Raw genomic sequence first — 23,622 nt, 5'->3', positions numbered from 1 at the left:
CTCAGCCCGCCTCTCCGGAGTCGTCTTCCTCCGGTTCCGGTTCGTGCAGTTTCGGGAAGGTGATGTCCACATCGCCGGGATCCACATCCGCGATCCGGACTTTCCCTTGGCGATCGGTTTTGCCTTTCTTGATTTCACCCGAGGGAAGGGTAGCCTCGTATTCGGCATCGGCTATGCCCGCATCGTCCCCGCCCACGAGCTCGATCTCCGCCGTGTCCACGATGGACAAGGTATCCGAGAGGACGATCAATCCTCCGGCTTCGCATAGGAAATGGTAAGCGGGCCGCTCCCCGGCAAGGCTCTCGTCCCCTTCCAAGGGCGGGGCTTCTATGTCCGCGGTATCGGGTTTCCACGTCCCTTCGATCTTCTTCCCCGCGACAGCCACTTCTTCCAGGGCCACGCTGCGTCGCCGGTTCCCGCGCTCCTCGATGATGGAGACATAAGCCGTCTTCACGTCCGCGGGAAGATCGCATTCCACCGAGAAGGCTGCCTCCTGATCCAGGCCGAGCCGGGTTTTCTTCCACTTGGCGTTCTTCAATTCAGGAACCAGGAGCTTGAATCCGCCGGACTTGGCGTAACCGCCGTGATAGGCCGCGCCGTCGCTCGTGGATACGCCCGCGATTTCACGCTTGTCGGGATCAGTGATCACGTAAGGGACGCCGGACAAGGGTTTCCCGGCCGAATCCGTGAACTCGCATTCGATGGAATGGATTTCCGCATCCTTCGGAGGTTCCGCCAGGGGGAAGGGGCTGGCGGCCTTGGGTCCCTTGACCGCGGCAGCCTTAGCGGCGGCCGCCGCTCCACCGCCGCCTCCGCCCCCGCCTCCGACTTCGCCCACCAGCACGGTCATACAGCCCATGGCGGGCATGGATGGGGGGCCGACGCAAACCGTCATGTCCGCAACGCGCGCCGCGGGCTTTTTGCCGATCAGCACTCCCGTGCTCCCGAGGCTGATGGGGCCGCCCACATGCGGAATGGGGGGAACCGCGGGCGTGCACATGGGGCAGATATGCATATCGCCCAGGCAGGCGGCGGGCATCTTCCCGATCAGCACGGTGGGGAGGCCCAGGCTAATGGTACCGCCGTGCGCCGTGGTGTCGCCCATGCGGGCCGCAGGCTTACCCATTCAAGCTTCCTCCACTCCGCACTCGAAGGCCGTGAAGGTCCGCAGCGCATCGATGCCGCCGTAGTAGGCGCATCCACGCCAGACCATGACGAGTTGGTTGGTCTCTTTATAGATGATGACGGTATGCAAGGACATGGCCATCTCCTCGCGGCCTTCGCCCACGTCGATCCAGGCTTTCGGGCGGATGCCGGGAAGGGCGAAGGAGAATTGCGCCGCGTCCCTGTCCATATGGGCGAACTTGATCCCCTCGTCGCCTCGGAGGGAGGGAAGGCACATTCCCTTGGACGCCCCGTTGAAGAAGAGCGGGTTCAGCATGGGCGCGGGCTGGGGAGGTACCGGCGAGCCCGGCGTGCCCACGGTTCGCATACCTTTCAGGGAATGCAGGCGTTCCGCTTCGGCCTGGGCCCATTGATCCGGGGGCAGTCCCGCCAAGGTGAAGCGGGGGTGCGAATTCTTGTTCTGGTATCCGAAGGCGACCGGGTCGGGAGCTTCTTTCCACTTCTCGAAACGGCCTAGGCATAAGTTCTGCGGGGTCAGCGGCCTTTGGGGATCCTCGATGTTCGGGAGCTGCAGATCCTGGACGGCCTTGGGATGGTTCTTGATCACGAATCCGCGCCCGATGGGATTCCTCAGATAGGTGTAGGTCAAGCCCTCGTCCGAACGGGTATCCGAACCGCCATAGGCGCGGGAAAAATCCAGGGGCATCTCCGAGAAGTGCTCCGGCGGGGTGAAATCGATTCCCGTCGCCGTAACGTAGGCCTTACGATCGCCGAAGAGGCGGGCGATTTTGCGGCTCGACGCGATCTGGATCCCCACGTCGAGGAAGGGGACCTTGGCGCCCCTGGGGGAATGCGCCTTGCCGATCAGGATGACGTCGGTCATGGGTTTGAAAGCGACCAGATCCGATTCCAATTTCATGGCATCGTTCTGGGGCTTCCCCTCGCCCCAGAATTCATCCGCCTCGGTGAAGGGGATCTGTTCTTGATCGTCTTCGAGCGCGATTTGCCCGTTCGCGAACCGATAGGTTTTTTTTCCGAGCACGGAGAGGATGGGGTTGCCGTCCGGCGCGTTGCCGGGTACGATTTTGCTGAGCCACTCCATCAGTTGATCATCACCACGGCGCCTTTGAGCTCGCTCATGGCCTGCCCCGCTACGCTCACTTGCAATCCTCCCACCTTGGTCTGGCCCTTGGACGAGAGTTCCAGGGTAGCCTTGCCTTCGACCTTGGTCTGCGTTCCCGACAATCCGGCTTCCACCTTTCCTTCCATGGCGAGCTTCTGCTTGGCCGCCAAATTGATGTTCATGCCGTCGGCCGAGATGTCTCCCGCGGATGCCTTGACGTTGATGGCCCCGGACTTGGCGGTCATGCTGATCTCTTTCGCTTCGATGTTCAGCGATCCCTTGGCGGAGAACTCCATGTCTCCGGAGGTGGTCAGGGAGATCAGGTCCCCGCCCGCGTCGATCTGGATCACGTGCTTCCCCTTCCCGTCCTGCAAGGTGAGAAGCTTCTTGTCGTCGTCCAGCCTCAGGATGTGCCCATCCTTGGTCTGCAGCGCCACCGCCTTCTTCTCGTCGTCCATCGTCAGCTTATGGCCGTACTTCGTATCCACCGAGAAGACCTTCTTATCGTAATCCATCTTCAGGATATGCGCGCCCTCGGGAGTCTGCATGGTGATGTGCTTGTTCTTGTCGTCGAACACCAGCTCGTTGGCGTTGGTCGTCTTCAAGCGGATTTCCTGATGATCCGGATCATCGTTCAAGGTGATCACGTGCTTGCCCTTGGTGATGATCTCGATGACGGTCTTGCCGTCCTTGTCGTCCAGCTTGATCTGGTGGCCGGTGGCCGTGCGGATGATGCTCTCCGACGGGTTCCGCTTGTTCACGGGCGAAGCCGTGCTCGGGTTGGGAACGGTTCCCAGGGCCATGGGTCGATCCGGATCGCCATCCTCGAAGGCCAGGACTATTTCGTTGCCGATGTGTACGGGGAAGTGCATCCCGTAATTGGGCCCGCCGTAGGGCTGGTTCATGCGCACGGGCAGGCTGGCCTGGCCGTCCTTCTTGTCCGTGAGATCGAAGGGCAGCTTGGCATGGTAGCGGCCGTCCTCATCGAGGAAGGCGTACTGGCCCTCCACGCCGTCCACCTTGGCGGATAGGAATCCGGCGATCTTGGGTTTGGCGGTCCGCAGGGGAGGGCGGTAAACGGTATCGGCGGGAATGCATTCGAAATCGTTCTTATAAATCAGCTTGGCTTTGTCGCCTTCGAAGCCTTCGCGTTGATCCCCATGATGGATGACGCGCAGCAGGGTGTATTTCCCCTCCAGGTGGCTGTTGCCGTGGGGATCCTTGAGTTCGAAGCGCATGCCCGCGCGGAAGGCCCGGCAGATGCCTTCGCCTTCCAGCTTAATCTTGACGGCGGCATGCATCTCCGCCCGCAGGGTCGCGATCCGATCGGCTTCGCCGGTATTGAGGGCCTGGGGCCCATAGCGGTAATCCTCGCCTTGACCGGGCTTGGTCGCCCTGCCCAGTACCGCCACGTCCGGCGTCCGGTCGTTGTAATCCTTGACGGTGGCTTTGCCCGTGACCATCCGTTGCGTCCGGCGCAACTTGATGATGTGGTCCTTCTTCTCGTTCTCGGAAACCAGGTGCGATAGACCGGTTTCGGTCATGTACTCCACGGTGGGCGTATGCGAGATGGCGGCGATGCCGTCCAGGTTGTCCGCCAGGATCAGCTTCTCTTTATCGCCCGCATGATCGAACCGGTAATAGAGCCCTTCGTCTTCCAGGAGGCGGGAGAAGAAGTCGAGATCGGTCTCGTTGTACTGGACCACGTATTCGCGCTTGCGGGGCGTGCCTTTGATCTTCAGCTCGTAATCGTCCGCGGCCAGGCCGGCCCCCTTCAGGATCTCCGTGACGATATCCTGGAAGGACTTCTTCAGGAAGATGCGGCTTTGGGAGGTATAGGCGGCCAGCTTCAGGCGCGGTTCGATGGCGATCTCGTACAGGTAGCTTTCCTGCCCGAAATTCTTGCTGCTGTCGGGATACTGGTTGAAGGCGGTGACCACGCCATGGTGCTTGACGGAGAAATCCTCCCCCGCGACGGTGAGATGCGCGTCCTTACCGATCAGGTCGGCATAGGGGACGTTCGGGTCGCTGCTGGCGGCTTCGATATGCAAGCGGAAGCATTCCGACATGGCCTCTTCGAGGGTGAATTCCAGCACCCGGAAAGCGTCCGGTGCGAGGGCTCCGATCTTGAGCGAGAACTTGAGGACCGTTGAAGATGGCATTCGGATTCCCTTCGCCGCGGATTGGAGCGTTCGGAATAATAATATGTTTAATCACTTCGACCCCTTCGGTGAGCGGGATCACACGGGTCGGGATTCCGCCCGTCCGCTTGGGGCTTTTGGAAGGAAGATGTTCCGATGGAAGCTGCCGCCGCGCTGATACGCCGGCTCCACTTGTCGCCCCACCCGGAAGGGGGATACTACCGGGAAATCCACCGCTCGCGGGAATCGGTCGCGACGCGGAAGGGCCGGCGCGCGGCCCTGACCACGATTTTTTTCCTATTGGAGCGCGGGCAGAAGAGCGTGTTCCACCGCGTCGCGTCGGATGAGGTTTGGCATTACTATGCCGGCGCCCCTTTGCGCCTGTGGCGGGTGTCCAAGGATTTCGCATCCTCGCGACGCCTGGCGCTGGGGCCGCCCGGCCGGGGACGCTCCCCGGTGGAGGTCATCGCCGCCGGCGAATGGCAAGCGGCCGAATCCTCCGGGGACTACACCTTGACCGGATGCACGGTGGGCCCCGGTTTCGATTTCGCCGACTTCCTGCTCATGCGGGACGATCCGGCGGCCGGCCGCAAGCTGCGTGCGGCCCAACCCCGATTGGCTCGATTCATTTAGAGCTCAAATCCTTTGGTTCTAGGATTCAGAGCAAGGTGCGTTTGCGGCCCAGGAGGAAGGTAACCAGCCAAATCACCAGGAAAGCGAAGAAAAGGATTTTCGCGAACCCGGCCGCCATGCCCGCCAGACCGCTGAATCCGAGGACGGCGGCGACGATGGCGAAAACCAGGAATACCAAGGAATAGTGTAACACGGTAGTCTCCTTCATTCGGGCCGCATTTTTTTCGGCCGGATAACCCGGAAATACGTTCGACAGGGCCGGAAGCAAATAGTTTCTTCGCGCTCTCCGATTAATCGATTTGCCGAAGACGGCCGGCGCGGGTAAGTCGCTTTCAGCCGGGACCGGCCGGATCCCTAAGCCCCAGTTCGGCGCGAAGGGTTCGGCGCCAACGGGCCGGGATGCGGGTCCAATCCAGTTTTTCCAAACGCTCGGCGCAGCCGGGGACGGAGGATAAGGAGGATGGGCCTGACTGGGCCAATGGGGCTGACTGCGTGGACGGGGCGGATTCCGCGGACAGCGGACCGCCGCGGCGACCCTGCCATGCCCGCCAGGCCCTGCGGAGACCTACCGCCTGGCCGATGGGGACGATCGCCAATGGAGCCAGGCCGATAAGCAACCCGTAGCGGAGATGCGCGGAGAACCACCATACGGAGAAGGGCAGGCAAGCCAAGGCCAGCGCGAGAACGGCGGACCTGCGTAAGCGGATTTCCTCCAAGAGGCTGCGGGTCCAGAAAACGCATCGATAGGCTGCGAGGCCCGGCGCATCGGGGACGCGATAATCCCCGTTCTCCGGCAGCCCGGCGGCCATGGCCCGCAGGGATTGTTTCAGGGGATGGGGGAAATCGGCGAGGGTCCGCGCCAGCACGCCCATGCTCAGATCCGAGTTTCCCCATAGGGCCAGCACTCGATCTTCCCAGGCGAAAAGCAGGCGCCGATCGCGTTCCACGAAAACCACCCCCAGCAGGATCGGCATAGGTAACCCCAGGGTTACCCAGGGCGAACGCAGCCCGATGGCCAGCCCGGCCAGGACCAGCAAATCGGCCAGGGCCGCGGCGGCGCCGAAACGCAGGTTCCGCAAACGGGCGTCCAAGGTTTTCCAGGTCAGGGCGAGGGCTTCTTGCATCGCGGATCAGGGCGCCGGCGCGGTTCGCGAGAGCGCGCCGATTCCCAGGAGCTTGCGGTAGGATGCCGAGGCCTTTTCGATGACCGTATCGATTTCCGCTTCCGTGTTGCCCCTCCCCAGGCTGAAGCGGATCGAGGCGAGGGCACCCTCTTCGCTCAGTCCCATGGCCCGGAGCACGTGGCTGGCCTCCCCGGATCCGCTGGCGCAAGCCGAGCGGGTGGAGACGGCCACGTCATGCATGTCGCGGATGAGCAAGCGGGCATCGGCGCCCGGGAAGACCAGGTTGGACGTATTGGGTAGACGGTCGCCTGCGCCATTGATCCTGATTTGCGGGAAGGCGGCCATCAGGCCCCCCTCCAGCCGGTCGCGTAGGGGGAGTAACCGGGCGGTTTCCCCGGCCATTTCCAGGCCGGCCAATCGGCAGGCCTCGCCGAACCCCACGATGGCCGCTACGTTCAAGGTTCCGCCCCGCAGCCCGCCTTCCTGGCCGCCTCCCGGGATCAACGCCTCTAGGGGCGTTCGTTCCAGGCCCCCTCGCACGTACAATGCCCCCACGCCTTGCGGCCCGTAGAGCTTATGCGCGGAGAAGGCGGCCAAATCGAATCCGTCTTCGCGGGCGTCCAGCGGGAAGCGGCCCAGAGCCTGGGCGGCATCGACGATGAGCATGGCCCCGCGGGCATGGGCCAAGGCGGCGGCCCGGCGGATGGGGAAGAGGACGCCGGTTTCGTTGTTGGCGGCCTGAATGCAGATCGCCTTGGGCTTTTCATCGGCGGCAGCCAGGGCCGCGAGGTCTAAGTTGCCGCCCGCGTCCACGGGGAGGAGGCGAAAGGGAACGCCGCGCGCTTCCAATCGGCGACAGGGGGCCAGGACGGCTTCGTGCTCGACGGCGGTGGCGGCGATGCCGGCCGAGGCCTCAGGGGTCCGGACCGGCGCAGGCGCCGCGGAGAAGGAATCGGCCCTGCCCGACGGCCCGGGCGGGGTTCCCTCCGGGTTACCCCAAGGGAAAAGCCCGAACAGAGCCGTGGCCAGGCTTTCGCTCGCGCCTGAGGTGAAGAAGATTTCCCGCGGTTGGGCATGGATGAGTTCGGCCACCCGGAAGCGGGCTTCTTCGACCGCATCCCGCGCATCCCAACCGAAGGCATGGTCGCGGCTGGAGGCATTCCCCCAGCGTTCGCGCAGGTAAGGCAACATGCGCTCGAGGACGCGCGGATCCAGGGGCGATGTGGCGTTATGGTCGAGGTAGATCACGACGCGACCCGCTCCGCGTTCATTCCTTGAGCTTGTCTTTCAATTCCACGGCCCCCTTTTCCGATCCGTCTTCGCCCAGCAGGGCCACGCGGGTGGGAGATGTCCATTGCAGCTTGCCCATGGTCTTACGCAAGTGGAAGACGTTGGGCTGGGATTCCGCCACCGGGAAGCGCCCCCGTTCGGCCTTATCCTTGCCCTCTACGACGATGAAATAGGCGATGCGGTCCTGGTTGAAATCGTAATGCCGCTTGGCGATCCACTTCTTATCCGGACTCGCCACCCCTTTCGAGTCGGTGCATTGGTTCACGAACCCGTTCTTGACGACTTCGTCATGGGCGCGCTGGAAAGGCTCCAGGTCCCAACCGTGGAATTTGCCGATTTCCAGTAGGCGATCGCGGAGCCAATCGATCACCATGCGCTTCCGCTGCAGGGTATCTGCTTGCCACCACGCCTCGAAGTCGAAGGGCCAGGCCCCTCCGGTGATGCCGGGATCGACTTTTTCACTATAGTGGTAAGGCTTCTCCCGAACGTAATCGTTCGCCATGCCTCCAAGATTAATCTTCTTGATCTTCCCCGTTTTGACGTCGCCGAGCGCGCGCAGGTAGGCGTCTTTGACGTGGTTGGTCCACCAGATGAAATCATCCCTTTTGGGGATGGGCGTATTGGGACGGAAGGTCAAATCGAACATGCTAGCCTCGCTTTTTCAACCGCAGGATTTCGTGGGCTGCGGGCGCTTGTTCCCGACGGGCCCTTCGCCATCCGGATCCTTTTCCGCGTATTTATCGACCTTTTTCTGCTCCAAAGCCAGCGCCTTTTCCCGGGCCGTCTGGTCGCCGTCGCCCTCGATGCCCTTTTTCACGATAGTGGCCGTAAAGCGGTCTTTTTGGTCCTCTCCCGGTCCGAAACGGGACTTGTCTGTCGGAATACCGGTCTTATCCTCGGCCAGGTCAGGATTGTTGTTCAACGCGTTGACTTGCGTATTCGCCCGAGGCGAAGTCCCATCCTGGTTCATCGGCTGGCCGCTGATGCCGTACTTAAAGGTATCGCCGGTTTGGTTGTCCTTGATCTCGTAAACGTGCTGGGTGTTGTCAGAGGAGGCGTTGTTGCCGTGCCATCCGTAGATATCCACCCAACTCAGGGGATTCGCCACGTAGGCGTAAAGATTGAGGCCGCCGTCCGGGCCGATGGGATCCGGGCTGATAAAACGCCCCGTTTCCGGATCGTAATACCGGAAGCGGTTGTAATGGAAGCCCGTCTCCGCGTCGAACCATTGCCCTTGGAATCGGATCGGGCAGTCCGCGCCATCGTCGCCGTCCTTGCGCCCGCCCCAGGCGGAGGGCGCCGCGGACCAGGAAACCTGGCCATTTTCGTCGATCAGTTCCCGCGGCGTGCCCATGTGGTCGGAAATCACGGCGTAGGCCTTGCCGCCTTGCAGGCTGGCGATGGGCCGATGGGAGCCGTCCGTGGCCCAAAGCCAGGAGGAATGGGTTTCGCCGTTGCGGATGACCTCGACCACCTTGTTGCCGTCCCACAGGTATTCGAATTTTTCCCCGGGGCCTTCCTTGGCGATGCGGCGGCCCAGGGCGTCGTAACGGTAAGTCCAGACCGCGCCCTCGGGCGTGATGGCGGTGCGAAGCTGATCCAAGTCGTTCCAGGTAAAGAGCCACTCCCGCGTCAGCGCGCCGTCGACGACCCGTTTGGAAACCAGGCGCCCCTGATCGTCATAGGCATAGGCCGTTTGGCCGGCGGCCTGGAGCCGGCTGCCGGGGGCATAGTCGAGGCGGCGGTCCTGCAGGCCATCGGAAATGCGGACCAGGTTGTCGCAAGTATCGAATTCGAAATGCTCGGATGAGGCTCCGTCGCGCGTGGCGCGCAGCAGTCGTTCGCGGGAATCGTAGCCGAACTGCGAAAGCCCCCAACGGCTATCCTTAAGGGCCAGCAAATCCCCGTCGGTGGCGTATTGGTAGGCCCTACGCACGGTCCCCGGGGTGGCGGCCGCGAAGGGATCGGGACCTTGCCAATTCCCTTCCGCGTTCATGGCCGCACCGCTGAACACCTTCTGGCCCACGAGATTGCCCATGAGGTTATGCGCTTGGGCCAGTCCCACGGTATCGGCGAAGAGCATGCCCGCTTCCCGGCCTTCCGCGTCCCGGCGATAGCGGAGCAGTTTGCGTCCGTTGACGGTGAGATCCCGAAGGCGTTCATTCCCGTCGAATCCGAACACGGCTTCCAAGCCTTGGCTGGTCTTGATGCGCGTGCGCAGCCCGCCCGCCACGAAGCCCATTTCCACCGCATGCCCGCCTTGGGCAGCCTTGAGCATGCGGCCCACCGCGTTGCGCTCGAACTCCACCTTGCAATCGGGGTTCTCCGCCTTGAGGAGATCCCCGAGCGGATTGTAGGCGAAGGCGTGTTCGGTGCCGTCCGGTAGTACGGCCTTGGCTACCCGGCCGACTGCATCGCGTTGGAAGCGGGTCTCCTGGCCCAAGGCCGTGCGCGTGGCCGCGATCTGGCCGGAGGGATCGTACTCGAACCACATTTCGCGGCCGTCGAAGGCTTTTTCATGCACCACGCGCCCGGCGGGATCATGGTCGAAGGAATAGATCTCGCCTTTCTGATTGTGGATGCGGAGCAGGCGTCCCGGTTCGCTGCCCCAGGCATAACGCACCTGGGTCCCGTCCGGATCGGTGCGCTGGAACAGGCGCCGGCAAGGGCCGATATGATAACGGGTGGTCCGGCCCATGGCATCGGTGGCCGCAGTGACCAAGCCTACGGGATTGTATTCCCAGGACTTGGACGTGCCATCGGGGAAGGTCAAGCGTACCAGCCGCCCCAGGACATCGTAATGCTGTTCCGTGGTCCCGCCTTGGGGGCGCGTGATGCGGATGCGGCGGCGCAAGGGATCGGATTGGAACAGCGTGCGGTTGCCTTCCCAGTCCGAGGACCAAATCAGCCGTCCCCGTTCGGAAAATCCCTGCGTCATCTTGGCGCCTTCGGCGCCCTTGATCTCGATGACGTTCCCGCGTTCGTCGTACTTGTACTCGACGCGCAATTCCAGCGGGCTATCGACGGCGATCAGGCGGTTGCGGGCATCGTACTCCCACTTCCACTCGTTGCCGGCCTTGTCGATCATGGCTATGGGCAGATGCCCCGGATTATAGATCGTCGTCGCGGTCAGGCCCATGGCATCGGTGAGCTTGTCGCGGTTGCCGTAGGCGTCGAAACCGTACTTCGTTACGGCTCCGCCCTCATCGGTTTCCACCGCGATGCGGCCGAGCTCATCGAACTCGGTCTTCTTCATGTGGCCCAAGGGATTGATCTTGAGCACGACCTGGCCCGTAGGGAGCCACTGGTAGCGCGTCACCGCTCCCATGCTGTCGGTGACCTCGGTGAAGCCGATATTGGGGAAGTAGCGGATGCTTTTGGCATCGTATCCGTCGATCCCCGATGCCCGCACGCACCGGCTTTCCCCGTCGAACTTGAAGGCGAATACGCCGCCGTCCTTGGCCATTTCGCGGGTCATGCGGCCTTCCCGATCGTATTCGTAGCGGTCCGCCATGCCCAGGGCATCGAAGGCGGCGGAGAGCAATCCCTGCGCATCGTACTCGTAGCGCGCGACCGTTTCCCGCGCGGTCCCGTCGGCGGTGAGATGCAAGGCGGCCACCTTGCGGCCGGCCCCGTATTCCACCAGCAGGGAAATGCCCTCGGTCCGTTGCTTGACTTCCCGCAGTTGGCCTTCCTGGGTGTAGCCCAAATCGAGGCCTTGGCCGGTCGGGTCTTCGATGGCGATCAATGGCCAGGGTTTCCCCTTTACGACGCCGCGGAAGACGAAGCATTCCACGTCCACGTCGTTCGGGCTCCAACGGGTGACCACGTAATCGATTCCCCGTTTGGCGATCTCATGGAAGACGGTCAGGTTGCGGATGGTCCCGCCCTTTTCCACTTCGCCTTTGGGATCCGGAAAAAGGATCAACGCGCCATCACCATCTTTCATGGCATAGCCTGCGTCATCCCGCGTCAAGGTCATGAAAAGCGGGCACGCCCATCCCGGCCCGAACGGCCCTCCCCGCTCGTCCCGCATGCCGGTGCTGTAGTAACGTTCCCAGAACAGCTCGAACTTGCCTCGAATGGAGACGTCCTTATAACGGGAGAACAAAGTCCCGCTGGCTACGTCTACCGGATGCCCGGCGCTCGCTTTTCCCTGGCTCATCCGATTTTACACACGGTGCCTTCGCCGCCCTGGCTCATGGCCTTGACCGCCGCCGTCGCGCCTTTCTTCACTCCCAAGGAAATCCCCGCTTTCGCCGCATTCACCACCAGCCCCTTGATGATGGCCCCCACGCTCACCCCCACCAACACGTTGCTGAAGCCCAAGGTGTTCGCATTCGGCACGATGGGGATATCGCTGCACGAAGTCGCCGCCAAAGGCATGATGAATCCCATGTTCGCCCCGTTGATGGTCACGTTGGGGCTGCCCAGGGCCACCGAGCCTTGCCCGCCCGGAAACGGGATGGGCGGCATCAAGAGCTTCACCCAGGTGGCCCATTGCGTATAGGACGCGAAGCTGGCCTTCACCGAATTGTAGAAGGTCGTTCCGCTCGAGGTATCGATGCCGGTGACATCCTTGATGAAGGACTCGGCCGCCTTGGGTTTGGGGATGAGCATGGTGATGGCGGCGATGGCCATGTTGGCGAAGATGGACAAGGCGGCCAGCCCCAAGGCCATGGGGATATTGGTCAGATAGCGTTTCCAATAGCCGGCATTGGTGGGATTGGCCGGGATGCCCATGGGGATGTGCACCGAATAGCCGAGGGAACCGACGGCGGCGGCCGGCGTGCTGTTGACGAAGACGTTGCACATGGGGAATTTCGGGGTCATCCACATGAAGATGGAACCCATGTAAGGCGCGGGCAGGGGCGCGGGCGGGGCAGGGGGGATGGCTTGGGTGTGGATGTCGAGGCCCACCACCATGGTGCCCATCGATGCGGCCGGGAAATTGGGCATGCTACTTTTCCTCCGCGAGGCGTTTCACGTCGATGCGTCCGGTGAAACGGCGGCGGGAATAGACCACGTCCACGCGCGCGCCTTCGGCCAGGGAATCGAATACCGGTTTCGCCACGCCCAGGCCCGCCGCTTTGCCTTCCACCTCCAGGTAGATTAGATAACCGTCCCCGGTTTCCATGGGCAGGGTCAGATTCTGGTTGCCGACCACTTGGGTCCGATAGGTGGTGCCGGAAGGCACGAAATGCTTGGCGGTCACGAGGGCGGAAGCCCGCTGCTCTGGCAGGAAGCGCGAGTCGAGCATGGCGAAACCGAAATAGGCCGCGGTGGCGGCGATGCCGAGGACGCCGTACAGGTACATGGCTCTTCCCGGGTGGGCGGGGATATCCGTCATGGCGACCTCATGTTAGGGTGAGTTCCAGCTTGGTCATTTGCGGCAGCCAATCCGTGCCCGGGTAGGGGATGGCCGCGCGCCAAACCAGATCCACCTGGGATTCTTCGCCGTGGATCTGGACCGTATGCAATACGCTTTCCGGCTCCTGCGGGCCCAGCCCGATATCGATATGCACCTTGGGCCTTTCGCCCGGAAGCGTGAATTCCATACGGCCTTCCGGCATGAGATTCTCCAGGACGATCTTCTCCGTGCCGGTAAGGTAAGGGAAATCGAGGCCCTGGGAAGCGCCGTTGAAGAAACGGAAATCCATCTTGGGCAGCCGGTGCTTCAGGTACAATTCCTTCTGATCCGCCGGCAGCACGGAAGCATAGGCGGTGCGCAACTCTTCTTCGAGTTCCACGTCGCCGGGCATGGTGCCGGCCAAAAGGGCCCGCGGGCGCCATAGCTTCGGGAACCAACCCAGCCCCGCCGGCATGGGTTGCTTCTCCCAGTTCTTGAGCTCTTGGATGCAAAGGTTACCCGCTCCCAGGCGGACCTTCGGATCCTCCACGTTGGGCAAATGCAAATCGCGCAAGGTCTTGGGCGTGGCCTTCACCACGAAGCCTTTCCCGAGCGGGTTGCGCGGGTAGCCGAAGGGCAAGGCCGGATCGGAATGCAGATCCACGCCGCCGTAGGCGTTCTCATAGCGGAGATCCATGACCGCGAAGGGTTCGGGAGAAGTGGCGGCGATGCGTCCCCCTTCCATCCAGCGGCACAAGCGATCCCCGACCACCAGGACTTCCTTGCGGGCCGTTCCGACGGTAAGCGCGGCCGTGAGGCTTTGCACCGGGACGCCGCCCGCCGAATAGGCTTTGCCGTTGAAGGCCACGTCGGTACGCAGCTTGAAAGGGATGAAGTCCGATTCGAAGCGCACGGACGAATTCATGGGATCGGCCCAATGTACGTCGGCGGGGAAGAGCTTGCGATCCTCCTTGGCCCTTACGCACTGGCCCGCCCGTATGTCGTACGTCCGTTTCAAGAGCAGGCTGTAGATCGGCTTGCCTTCGGGAGATTGCCCCGGAAGGAAAACCTTGCGGACCTTCCGGTCTTCCGCCGTTGCTGCCGTCGCCGCCTCCGCGTTCATTCTACGCCCACTTCCAGCTTGGTCATTTCCGGCAGCCAATCGATCCCGGGATAGCCCACGCTGGCGCGCCATACCAGATCCACCTGCATGTCCTCCCCGCGTATGCAGACCGTATCCAAGACCGCCTCGGGCGATTTCCGGCCCAGCCCCATATCTATGGAAACGGATGGCTTCTCGACGGGCAAGGCGAATTGCATCAGACCCTCAGGCGTGAGGTTACGTAACCGCACGGTTTCCCCTCCGGACAAGCGCGGCAGGGCCAGGCCGGGCGAGGCGCCGTTATTGAAGCGGGGATGGAAGGCGGGGAGCTTGAGGCTGCGGGCCAGCGCGATATGGTTCTTGGGCACCAGCCCCAGATGCTCTTCCTTGGTGAGGGCCTCCGGCAGCAGGAAGGGCGGGATGGAGCCGGCGAAGAAGCTGCGCGGATAGCAGGTGCGCGGATACCAGCCCAGCCCTTGCGGCATGGGTTGCAGGCGCCATCCCTCCGGCAGATCCAGGATCAATCGCTCCGGCGTAAGCAGGTCTTCCGGATCCTCGAGGTTGGGCAAGGCCATCCCATGCACGATCTCTCGCGTGTTCTTCAGGGCCAGGCCCTTCCCCATGGGATTGCGCGGATAGAAGAGAGGCATGTCCGGGAGGCTGGTTTCATCCTTGCCGCCATAGGCGTTCTCGTAGCGGATCTCCATCTCCGTGAACGGCTGCGGTTCGCTGAATAGCGGCGGCAGGCCTTGCCGATAGGCGCATTTGCGATCCCCGAAGACGCGGATCAGCTTGCGCCCGCTGCCATCCACCTGGATGCCGGCGTCCAGGACGGTGACCGGCTTGCCCGCGGGCGCATGGGCCTTGCCAATAAAGACCAGATCGGTTCGTTCCTTGAAAGGGGCCAGGTCCGCTTCGAATTTCACGGTGGCGGTTTCGGGATCGCCCTTGTCCCAATATTCGTCGATCTTCCGCAAGGGTTCATCGATCTCGGCACGCACCAGGGTTCCATCCGCTTTCAAGGCATAGCTGCGCTTGAGCAGGATCGAAAAAACCGGCGCGCCTTCCCCGTCCTGCCCCGGGAGGAAAACGGTTTCCGGCTTGGGCCGTACGGGCGTCGCGGGGGCGGACTGCATTCTGCGCCTTAAGGGTTAAGCATGACGGCGGCGCCGCCCTTCACGATGTTCACCGCGTCGGCTTCCGAGGAGACCATGGCCCCTTTCAGGGTCAGGGCCCCGTCGGCCTTGACCGTCACGGCGGGGGCGGAAACGTTAGCCGAGCCATCGCCCTTCATGGCGGCGTCCACGCCCTTGACCAATACTTTTGGTCCTCCGTCCACGGTGGCGCTGGCCGAGCCTTTCACCGTCACGTCCTTGCCTTCCAGCTTGATGGTGCCGTCGCTGCCCATGGTGAGGCTGCTGGCCCCCACGGTCAGCTTGATCTCGGTATCGGCGGCGACGGCGATTTTCCCGCCGCCCCCGTCCATGGTGATGCTCAGGCCCCCGGAGGCGGTCTTGATGTTGATGTTGGCGCCGCTGTCCTTCATGGTAATGGTGTTGCCATGGGTGTCCAAAACCACTTGGGTGCCTTTGTCGTCCAACTTGAGATCGATGCCCCCGGTGGTATGCAGGGAAATGCCCTGCCCCTTATCGTCGAGCGCGAGGGTATGCCCTCCCGAGGTCTTCACGTTGAAACCCTTGGTGCCGGCGGAATCGTCGAAACCCATCTTATGGCCGCCCGAGGTGGCGAAATGGATTCCCGTCGCGCCTTCCTTGTCCTCCAGGATCATGGAATTGCCGGAATGGGACTTCATCATGTTCTGATGCTTGTTGCCCGCCTTCACCGGCGTTCCCTTGGATGGATTGGGCAGGGCCCCCAGGCCGATGGGCCGGTCCAAATCGCCGTCCACGAAGCCGACCGCGATTTCGGTCTCGGTATGGAGGGGGAAGTGCATGCCGTAGCCGGCGCCCGCATAGGGTTGGGCCAGGCGGATGGATTTGCTTGCCTTGCCGTCCTTGTCGTCGCTGCGATCGAAGAAGAGCTTCATGCGATAGCGGCCTTCTTCGTCGATATAGGCGTAGGAGCCTTTCTGCCCGTCCACCTTGGCGGTGAGGATGCCGGGGGCCTTGGGCTTGGCGGTTTTCAGCTGGGGCCGGAACTGCACCGCGGCCGGGATGGCCTCGAAGCTGTGATTGCCCGCCGCTTCCCCGCCCATGTCCCCCAGATGCGTCACCCGGACCAGCAGGTATTCGCCGTTGAAGCCTTCCGCATCGGCCTTCTCCAAGGTGTAGCGCCGGCCGGTCTGCATGGCCCGCGCGATGCCCGTGCCCCGGTAGATTTCGCGCTGGCAGAAGAACATCTCGGCCCGGATCTGGGCCAAGCGCTTGGCCTCCTCGGATGTCTTCATGTGATCGCCGTAATGGTAAAATTTTCCGGTCGTCCCCTTCATGTCGACCAGGCCGATTACGGGCGTCTCGGGCGTGCGGTAGTTGTAGTCCTTGAGGACGGTGTGGGCTCCGCTCATCCAGCGCATGGTCTTGTTGAGGGCGTCCACGTATTCGCCGTTCTCGGCATGCATGCCCATTTCCGGGCGGAAGGGGAGTTTCGGCGTATGTTCCAGCGGTTTCAACACGGTTTTCTTGTTGGTGATGATAAGGACTTCGCGATCTCCGGAATGGTCGAAGAAGTAGCAGATGCCTTCGTCTTCGAGCAGCCGCTGGATGAAGTCCAGATCGGACTCGTTGTACTGCACGGTGAACTCGCGCTTCGGGTAATCCGAGCCTACCTCGCACTTTACGTCGATCTTGTAGTCCTGAGTCTTTTCCAGGTAATCGGAGAGCACTTCATCCACGATTTGCGGCGCGGTTTTAGCCTGGAAAATCCGGCTTTGCACGGTGTAAGAAGCCCGGCGCACGCGCGGCTCCAGGGTGAACTCGTAGGTGAAGTTCAAGGCCACCGTGCCGTCGCTGTCCGGCACCTGGGTGAATGCGGTGATGATCCCGTAATGGGTGACCTCGTAATCCGCCCCGCGCACGTACAGGGTTCCCGCCACCCCGATGCCTTCTTCGAACTTGAGCTCAGTGTCGAAGGCCACGGCGCGGATGGTGAAGTGGTAGCACTCCGAAATGGCTTCCTGGCCGATGAATTCGATGACGCGGAAAGTGTCCAGAGGCAGGGTCCCGACCTTGAAGGAAAAGACCGAAGTGTCCGCAGATGCCATAGGATTCCTTTGGCGATGAAAATGTGCGGCAGCTCACCCCAGCGGAGTGAGCGCCATCCATCCTCGAAAATAGATCAATTTCGTATAGGTTGGATGTGATGCGGCTCACTTACCCGGGGAGAGCAAGGGGGCCGAGCGGGGCGAAAGGCGAACCCTTTATTCGGCGGCCGCTTCTTTCGCCAGCACCTGGGTCTCCCCGCCTTCCTGGCCCTCCGATTCTCCCGAACCCTCTTCGGAAAGTTCCGGGGGCAACACGAAATCGCCCACCGAGAAGTTGCAGGCGAAGCCGCCCTGGCCGTCCGAGTACAGGAACAGATGGGTGTAGGTCTTCTCTTCCGCCATATGCCGCAGGATATAGCCCGAGATCAGCGGCATCAGCTTCTGATCGATGACGGTATCGATGTTGCGCGCGCCGCTCTGGGAGGTGGTGCACAGCACCACGATGTCGCGCACCACTTCCGGCGCCACCGCGAAGGCCAGCTTGTGCTTTTCCATCAGCCGCTTGCCCAACTTCATCAGCTTGAGCATGACGATGCGCTTGAGCACCTCGGCATCCAGGGGCAGGAAGGGGACCACCTTGCAACGGCCGAGCAGGGCGGGGGCGAAATGGGCGGTGAGTTCGCCCAGGATGGCCTCGCGGTATTCGTCCAGGGACCGATCCTGGCTCAGGATATGCATGTTGGTGATGGTTTCCAAACCAAGATTACTGGTCATGATGATGACGGTATTGCGGAAGTTGATGTCCCGGCCTTCGCCGTCCCGCAGCATGCCCTTGTCGAACACCTGGTAGAACATGTTCAGCACGTCCTTATGCGCCTTTTCGACCTCGTCCAGGATGACCACGGTATAGGGCCGGCGCCGCACGCCTTCCGTCAGGACGCCCCCGTCCCCGTAGCCCACGTAGCCGGCGCTGGCGCCCTTCAACTGGGTCACCGACATGCTGTCCTGGTATTCGCTCATGTTGATGGTGACCACGAATTTCTCGCCGCCGAAGAGGATGTCCGATATGGCGCGCGCCACCTCGGTCTTGCCCACGCCCGAAGGGCCGGTCACAAGGAACACGCCCATGGGGGCTTCCGGATTGCCCAGGCCCAGCTTGGCCCCGCGCAGGGTGGAGGCCATTTCGGCCACGCCCATTTCCTGGCCCACCACGCGTTGGTTGATGGTCATTTCCAAATCGAGCAAGGCCTGGGCCTCGTTCTTAAGCATATTGCCCGCGGGAATGCCGGTCCATTCGCCGATGATCTGGGCGATCACCTCGGGGGCGACGTGGGCATGCACCATGGGCTCCTCGCCCTGCATGGCTTCGAGGGCCTTCCATTTGGCGTCCAACTCCTCGCGCAGGGAGGCTTCCTGTTCGGGGGTGAGGGGCTCCGCGGCCTTCGCGGCGTTTGCCTTGGCATCCTTGGCGGCGGCCGGGGCGGCTCCCGTGGCTTTCCCGTCGGCTCCGGGCTTGGCCGCATCCGCGGCCGCTTTGCCCGCGGAAATCCGATCCTGCAAGGCGATGATCTCCTTCACCGCTTCCAGTTCCTTCTTCCAGCGATCTTCCACTTCCTTCGTCTCGCCCTGGACGTTTTCCAGGCGCGACTTGGCCTTGGCCAAGACTTCGCGATCGGGCAAGGCGCCCGAGGCATCGTCCTTCTCCAAGGTGGCGATCTCGATCTTCAGGTTCTCGATGGCCTGGTCCAGGTTGACCAGCACCGGAGGCTTGGCCGTGAGGCCCATCTTCACGCGGGCCGCCGCGGTATCGAGCAGGTCCACCGCTTTGTCCGGCAATTGCCGCCCGGCGATGTATTTGTGGGACAGCTCGCAAGCCGCCTTGATGCCCTCGTAGGTGATCTTCACCCCGTGGAACTTCTCGTAATTGACCCTGAGGCCGCGGAGCATGATGGCCGCGGTCTCGGGATCGGGCTCTTCCACCTTGACCATCTGGAAGCGGCGGGCCATGGCCGGATCCTTTTCGAAGTACTTGCGGAATTCCGTGAGCGTGGTGGCGCCCATGATCTTCAATTCCCCGCGCGCCATTTCCGGCTTGAGCAGGTTGGCCGCATCGTTCTGGCCCGCTTCGCCGCCCGCCCCGATGATGGTGTGCGTCTCGTCGATAAAGAGGATGATGGGCGTAGTCGAGGATTTGACTTCCTTGATGACGCCCTTCAGGCGGTTCTCGAATTCGCCACGCACGCCCGCGCCGGCGGCCATCAGGCCCATGTCCAGCCCGCGGATCTCCACGTTCTTCAGGATGTCCGGCACTTGGCCTTGGGCGATGCGCAAGGCCAGGCCTTCGATCACCGCGGTCTTGCCTACGCCCGCTTCGCCCACCATGATGGGATTGTTCTTGCGGCGGCGCGAGAGGATGTCGACCACCATGCGGATCTCGTTGTCGCGCCCGAAGATGGGATCGACCTTTCCCTGCCGGGCCATTTCGGTGAAGTTGGTCGTGAACCGCGCCAGGTTGCTTCCCTCGGCGGGGGAGCCGTCGCCGTTCTTGCCGCCCGCGGGGGCTTCTTCCGTTTCCTTCGACTGCGCCGTGATCTCGGCGAACTTGGCGAGCAAGGTTTCCGTGCTGATGAGGGCGAACTGATCCTGGAGCCCCGGGGACATCAAGGAAGGCATGCGCTTGAGGGCGAGCACCAGCGCGGCGCCGCGGATTTGGGATTCACCGAGGTTCAGGGAGGCTTCCGCCCAAGCGGCTTCCAAAAGGGTCATGAAGGTGGGGGAGAACACCGGCTTGCCGGTATTGCCCATCCGCAACTCCTTCAAGTCCTGGTTCAAGGCGTTCTTGAAGAGCGCGCCGTTCACCTTGAAATAGGCCAGGATGTAGGCGAGATCGCCCTTGCCTTCTTCCAGGGCCTGGGCCAAGACGTGGCTGGCGATGATCTCGTAATGGGATCGCGTCACCGCCGCGCCCACCGCGCCTTCCAGGAGGCCTTTGGTGTACTTGTTCAGCTTCTCGAGGATGGAACGGACGGAAGTGGCGATCATGAACGTCTCCCTGGGGGAATGGAAGGGGCGATTACCCGCAAAAAGGTAAAAAAGACAGCAAGAAATACCCTTTACCTTACGACCCAGGGGAAGCCGGCGTTCCCACGTTCGCGGCAATGAGCCCGTTAAAGGGCCGATTGAATGTAAATTTGGCATCGAGAGGGTCGTTTCGTCCCGATGCCGCCATGGCCCGCGGCGAAGAACCACCGATGTCAAAACCCAGTAGAGGCGCAGCCCAAATCCGGTTCGGCCGTTACAATGCCCTGACCAAGTTGGGGCAAGGCGCGATGGCCACGGTTTACCTCGCCGAAGATCCCGCCCTCAACCGCATGGTGGCCATCAAGGTCATCCATTCCCATCTCTCCGGTAACGCCAATCTGCTCGACCGTTTCACGGTGGAAGCCAAGACCGCCGCGGGGCTGCGTAATCCCAACATCGTCGAGATCTTCGATTACGGATTGGAAGACGGGGCCCAATACCTGGTGATGGAGTACATCGACGGGCCTAACCTGCAATTCGTGCTCAACCTCCTGAACGGCCAACCGATGAATCCGGAGGTCTGCGCCGCCATCATCTGCCAGGCCGCCGACGGGTTGATCACCGCCGAGAAATCGGGCGTGGTGCATCGCGACATCAAGCCCGAAAACATGATGTTCAAGTCGGACGGGGTGCTCAAGATCGCCGACTTCGGCATCGCCCACATCAGCGAACAGAGCATGACCCAGACGGGCAGCATCCTGGGCTCGCCGAATTTCATGTCCCCGGAACAGGTCGAGGGCAAGAAGCCGACCCATCAGACCGACATGTTCTCCCTGGGCGCCGTGTTGTACTACTGCTTGTCCGGGCGGAAGCCCTTCTCGGGCCCGAACATCCCCACCATCATGCGGCAGATCTGCGACCTTCCCCACGAGCCGGTGATCAACCTCGCTCCGGAAGCGGATCCCGTCTTGGCCGGCCTTGTCGATACCTTGCTGCAAAAGGATCCGCTGCAGCGCGGGAAGGGCGCGCGCTGGGTGTCCCTGCAATTGCGCACCTGGCTCAACCAGCGCGGCCTCATGGATTTGTCGGACGTGACGCGCGACTTCCTGGAAAAGACGGGCAAGCTGGCCGGCAACCATACCGTGGTGGACCTCACCCCCGCGCCCGCTCCGGACGAAGAAGCGAAAACCCCATTACGTCCGGGCCAGCGCACGGAACGGCCTCTTCCCGGAGGCAAGCCAGGCACCGGTATCCGCGCGGGATCGGGCATCCGCGCCGGTTCGGGGATCGGTCCGGGCACCGGTAGCTGGCAGGCGAGAGGACCAGGCGAATCCAGTTTCAGCGGCACCCGCCCGCCCTCCGCCGCCAAGAATACCTTGCTGTGGATCACGGGCGGCCTGGCGGCCGTGGCTTTGCTTGCGGCCGCCGCTTTCCTCGTGTTCAAAAAAGAACCCGTTCCGGAGCCGGCCCCGCATGTCGAGCAGCCCAAGGCCCCGGTCGTGGCTTCGGTTACCTTGCAACCGTCCTCGATGGAATTGCAGGCCGGCCAGAAGCGCAGGTTCATGGCCGACGTGCAGCCTCCCGGAGCCTCCGCCATGGTGCGCTGGGAAAGCAGCGATCCCGGCATCGCCTCGGTGCAAGACGGGGAAGTGTGGGCCAACAAGCCCGGAGCCGCCACCATCCGGGCCGTATCGCTGGAGGACGCGAGCAAGCAGGCTTCCGCCGAGATTACGGTGTCGGGAACCGCGCCGGAACCCCGGCCCGAGCCGATGCCGCAGCCCCGGCCCGAACCGCATCCGTCGGCCCATCCCAAGAACGTCGCGGATAATCATGCGGACCAAACCCAGCCGACCACGACGCCTCCGGAGGGAAACGGGGACGCAACCGAGCAAACGCCAAAGCCGGAACCCAATCGGCTGGCCGGCTTCAAGTCCCTGCTCACGGTGACCACGGCCCCGCCCTTCGCCGAAGTGATCGTGGACGGCCGCTTCGTGGGAACCACGCCCGTTAAGGACAAGGAATTGACCGCGGGCAAGCACAAGATCCAAATCAGCCATCGCAGCTTTCCGCCCATCGATACCACCGTTACCTTAGGGCCGGGCGAGAAGACGCTGCGCTTCCGGCTGTTCAAGTAACCGCCGAACGCCTGGGGCGATGCGAAAGCCCGGGCGGGCCGCAACGGGATTAAGAGTTCGATCAATCCTTCGCGTCGACAACGGATTGGAGGCAACAGGCCAGTTCGGCGATCGTGAAGGGTTTTTGGATGAACCGATTCACGCCGATCTTTTCCATGTTGATTTTGATCCCCGGATCGAAAAAACCGCTTATAAGGATGATGTCGGCCTTAGGATCGATTTTCTTGATCCGCCTGGCGACCTCATCGCCCCTTAATTTAGGCAGGCCGAAATCCGAAAGGACGGCTACGATTTCCTTTTGATGCCGGGCGAACATCGCGACCCCTTCCTCGCCGTCCCGCGCCGTCAAAAGCGAATATCCTTCGCTGTTCAGAACGGATTGCACCATGTCGATGATCATGGCTTCGTCTTCGATAAGAAGCACCGTTCCGGTCCCCGCCGGCGGGTTGAAGTAAATGTCCTTTCGCGGTTCCTTTTCATCGGCAAAGGACGCTTCAATCGGCAGATAAAGGCGGAATGCGGTCCCTTTCCCGATTTCGCTTTCCACACCGATCATTCCCTGGTGGTTTTCGATGATGGAATGCACGAGCGCGAGACCCAAACCGGTTCCCTTACTGGGATCCTTGGTGGTGAAAAAGGGATCGAAAATCTTACCCTTGGTGCGTTCGTCCATGCCGCTGCCGGTATCGGAAATCACGATTGCCATATACCTTTGCGCGGTTGCTTTCGGGAATTCCGGTTTGACATCCGCGTTCTCAAGAACCCTGGTCGCGATCGCAATGCTCCCGCCCTCCGCCATGGCATCCCTGGCGTTAACGCAAAGATTCATGAAAACCTGGTGAAGCTGGGTTACGTCGGCGACGATAGCGGGAGCGTTCCTTTCGAGGTTCGTCGATATATGGATGGTTTTGGGGAAGGTCTCGGAGAAAAACAGGGTCAACTCGACGATAAGGGCGTTGATGTCGACCGACCGGAATACCGTTTCCGACTTGCGCGCGAAAGTCAACAATTGGCTTACCAGTAAGGCGCCGCGGCGGGAGGCGAGGGAAATCGCCTCGAAGCATTTCATCAATTCCGGCTGATGCGATAGCGATTTCCTTCCGCCGAGTTCCGCATAGCCGGAAATAATGGCCAGGATATTATTGAAATCGTGGGCGATGCCGCTGGCGAGCGTTCCGAGGCTCTCCATTTTCTGCGACTGCATCAACTCGCGTTCCAATTCGAAGCGTTTGGCTTCGTTGCGTTTTATTTCCTCTTCGGCGCGTTTCTGCTCGATCTCGAGACGTTTCCGCTCGGCCCTGTTTCCCGCTTCCCGTAGCCCTCTCTCGATGGCGGGAAGCAAACGCGTCAGATGCCCCTTCATGAGGTAATCATCGGCGCCGGCCTTCATGCACTCCACGGCGATTTCTTCGCCGATC

At 62.2% G+C, this 23,622-nt stretch carries 17 protein-coding genes; 2 read left to right on the top strand and 15 right to left on the bottom strand.

Annotation, left to right across the window (positions count from 1 at the left end):
• Nucleotide 1: 1 nt before the first annotated feature.
• Genes JF616_20910 through tssI (JF616_20900) form a run of 3 tightly spaced genes read right to left on the bottom strand, consistent with a single transcriptional unit; the run spans nt 2 to nt 4,410 of the window.
• Nucleotides 2-1,126, bottom strand: a complete 1,125-nt coding sequence (locus JF616_20910; protein MBW8890222.1) for a PAAR domain-containing protein — start codon at nt 1,124-1,126, stop codon at nt 2-4.
• On the bottom strand, nt 1,127-2,227 hold the full coding sequence (locus JF616_20905) for a DUF2169 domain-containing protein (GenBank protein ID MBW8890221.1): 1,101 nt from the start codon (nt 2,225-2,227) through the stop codon (nt 1,127-1,129).
• Nucleotides 2,227-4,410, bottom strand: a complete 2,184-nt coding sequence (gene tssI, locus JF616_20900) for a type VI secretion system tip protein VgrG (protein ID MBW8890220.1) — start codon at nt 4,408-4,410, stop codon at nt 2,227-2,229. The genes JF616_20905 and tssI (JF616_20900) overlap by 1 nt, the downstream gene beginning before the upstream one ends.
• A gap of 135 nt (nt 4,411-4,545) precedes the next feature.
• Between tssI (JF616_20900) and JF616_20895 the strand changes: the two genes are divergently transcribed.
• On the top strand, nt 4,546-5,022 hold the full coding sequence (locus JF616_20895; GenBank protein ID MBW8890219.1) for a cupin domain-containing protein: 477 nt from the start codon (nt 4,546-4,548) through the stop codon (nt 5,020-5,022).
• Nucleotides 5,023-5,047: 25 nt separating this feature from the next.
• On the opposite strand, the gene JF616_20890 is transcribed toward JF616_20895, so the two are convergent.
• From JF616_20890 to tssH, 11 genes are all read right to left on the bottom strand, one after another.
• The gene (locus tag JF616_20890; protein ID MBW8890218.1) at nt 5,048-5,215 is read right to left on the bottom strand and encodes a DUF1328 domain-containing protein; all 168 of its coding nucleotides are present in this window, start codon (nt 5,213-5,215) and stop codon (nt 5,048-5,050) included.
• Between the two features lie 139 nt (nt 5,216-5,354).
• Entirely contained in the window at nt 5,355-6,146 is a 792-nt protein-coding gene (locus JF616_20885) for a hypothetical protein (protein ID MBW8890217.1), read from the bottom strand.
• Between the two features lie 6 nt (nt 6,147-6,152).
• Nucleotides 6,153-7,391, bottom strand: coding sequence for a cysteine desulfurase (locus JF616_20880; protein ID MBW8890216.1), 1,239 nt, complete (start codon nt 7,389-7,391; stop codon nt 6,153-6,155).
• Nucleotides 7,392-7,413: 22 nt separating this feature from the next.
• A complete protein-coding gene (locus JF616_20875) occupies nt 7,414-8,082 on the bottom strand; it encodes a hypothetical protein (protein MBW8890215.1) in 669 nt (222 codons plus the stop codon).
• A 15-nt stretch (nt 8,083-8,097) separates the two neighbouring features.
• Nucleotides 8,098-11,601, bottom strand: coding sequence for an RHS repeat protein (locus tag JF616_20870; protein MBW8890214.1), 3,504 nt, complete (start codon nt 11,599-11,601; stop codon nt 8,098-8,100).
• Nucleotides 11,598-12,395, bottom strand: coding sequence for a hypothetical protein (locus JF616_20865; protein ID MBW8890213.1), 798 nt, complete (start codon nt 12,393-12,395; stop codon nt 11,598-11,600). Before JF616_20865 ends, JF616_20870 begins: the two co-directional genes overlap by 4 nt.
• Nucleotide 12,396: 1 nt before the next feature.
• Nucleotides 12,397-12,786 (bottom strand): hypothetical protein, encoded by a 390-nt coding sequence (locus tag JF616_20860; protein MBW8890212.1) that lies wholly within the window; start codon nt 12,784-12,786, stop codon nt 12,397-12,399.
• Nucleotides 12,787-12,793: 7 nt separating this feature from the next.
• Entirely contained in the window at nt 12,794-13,909 is a 1,116-nt protein-coding gene (locus tag JF616_20855; protein MBW8890211.1) for a DUF2169 domain-containing protein, read from the bottom strand.
• Nucleotides 13,906-15,024, bottom strand: a complete 1,119-nt coding sequence (locus JF616_20850; protein MBW8890210.1) for a DUF2169 domain-containing protein — start codon at nt 15,022-15,024, stop codon at nt 13,906-13,908. Before JF616_20850 ends, JF616_20855 begins: the two co-directional genes overlap by 4 nt.
• Nucleotides 15,025-15,032: 8 nt before the next feature.
• A complete protein-coding gene (gene tssI, locus JF616_20845; protein ID MBW8890209.1) occupies nt 15,033-17,108 on the bottom strand; it encodes a type VI secretion system tip protein VgrG in 2,076 nt (691 codons plus the stop codon).
• A 156-nt stretch (nt 17,109-17,264) separates the two neighbouring features.
• Nucleotides 17,265-20,090: a type VI secretion system ATPase TssH gene (tssH, locus tag JF616_20840; GenBank protein MBW8890208.1), complete on the bottom strand. Its 2,826-nt coding sequence runs from the start codon at nt 20,088-20,090 to the stop codon at nt 17,265-17,267.
• 209 nt (nt 20,091-20,299) lie between these two features.
• On the opposite strand from tssH, the gene JF616_20835 reads away from it, so the two are divergent.
• A complete protein-coding gene (locus JF616_20835; GenBank protein ID MBW8890207.1) occupies nt 20,300-22,204 on the top strand; it encodes a protein kinase in 1,905 nt (634 codons plus the stop codon).
• 61 nt (nt 22,205-22,265) lie between these two features.
• On the opposite strand, the gene JF616_20830 is transcribed toward JF616_20835, so the two are convergent.
• Nucleotides 22,266-23,622, bottom strand: a 1,357-nt coding sequence (locus JF616_20830; GenBank protein MBW8890206.1) for a response regulator, incomplete at its 5' end; no start/stop codon positions are given.

The organism is Fibrobacterota bacterium (assembly GCA_019509785.1).
Taxonomy (GTDB): domain Bacteria; phylum Fibrobacterota; class Fibrobacteria; order UBA11236; family UBA11236; genus Chersky-265.
The sequence above is the reverse complement of the archived record's forward strand: the minus strand, read 5'-3'. Positions and strand labels throughout refer to the sequence as shown.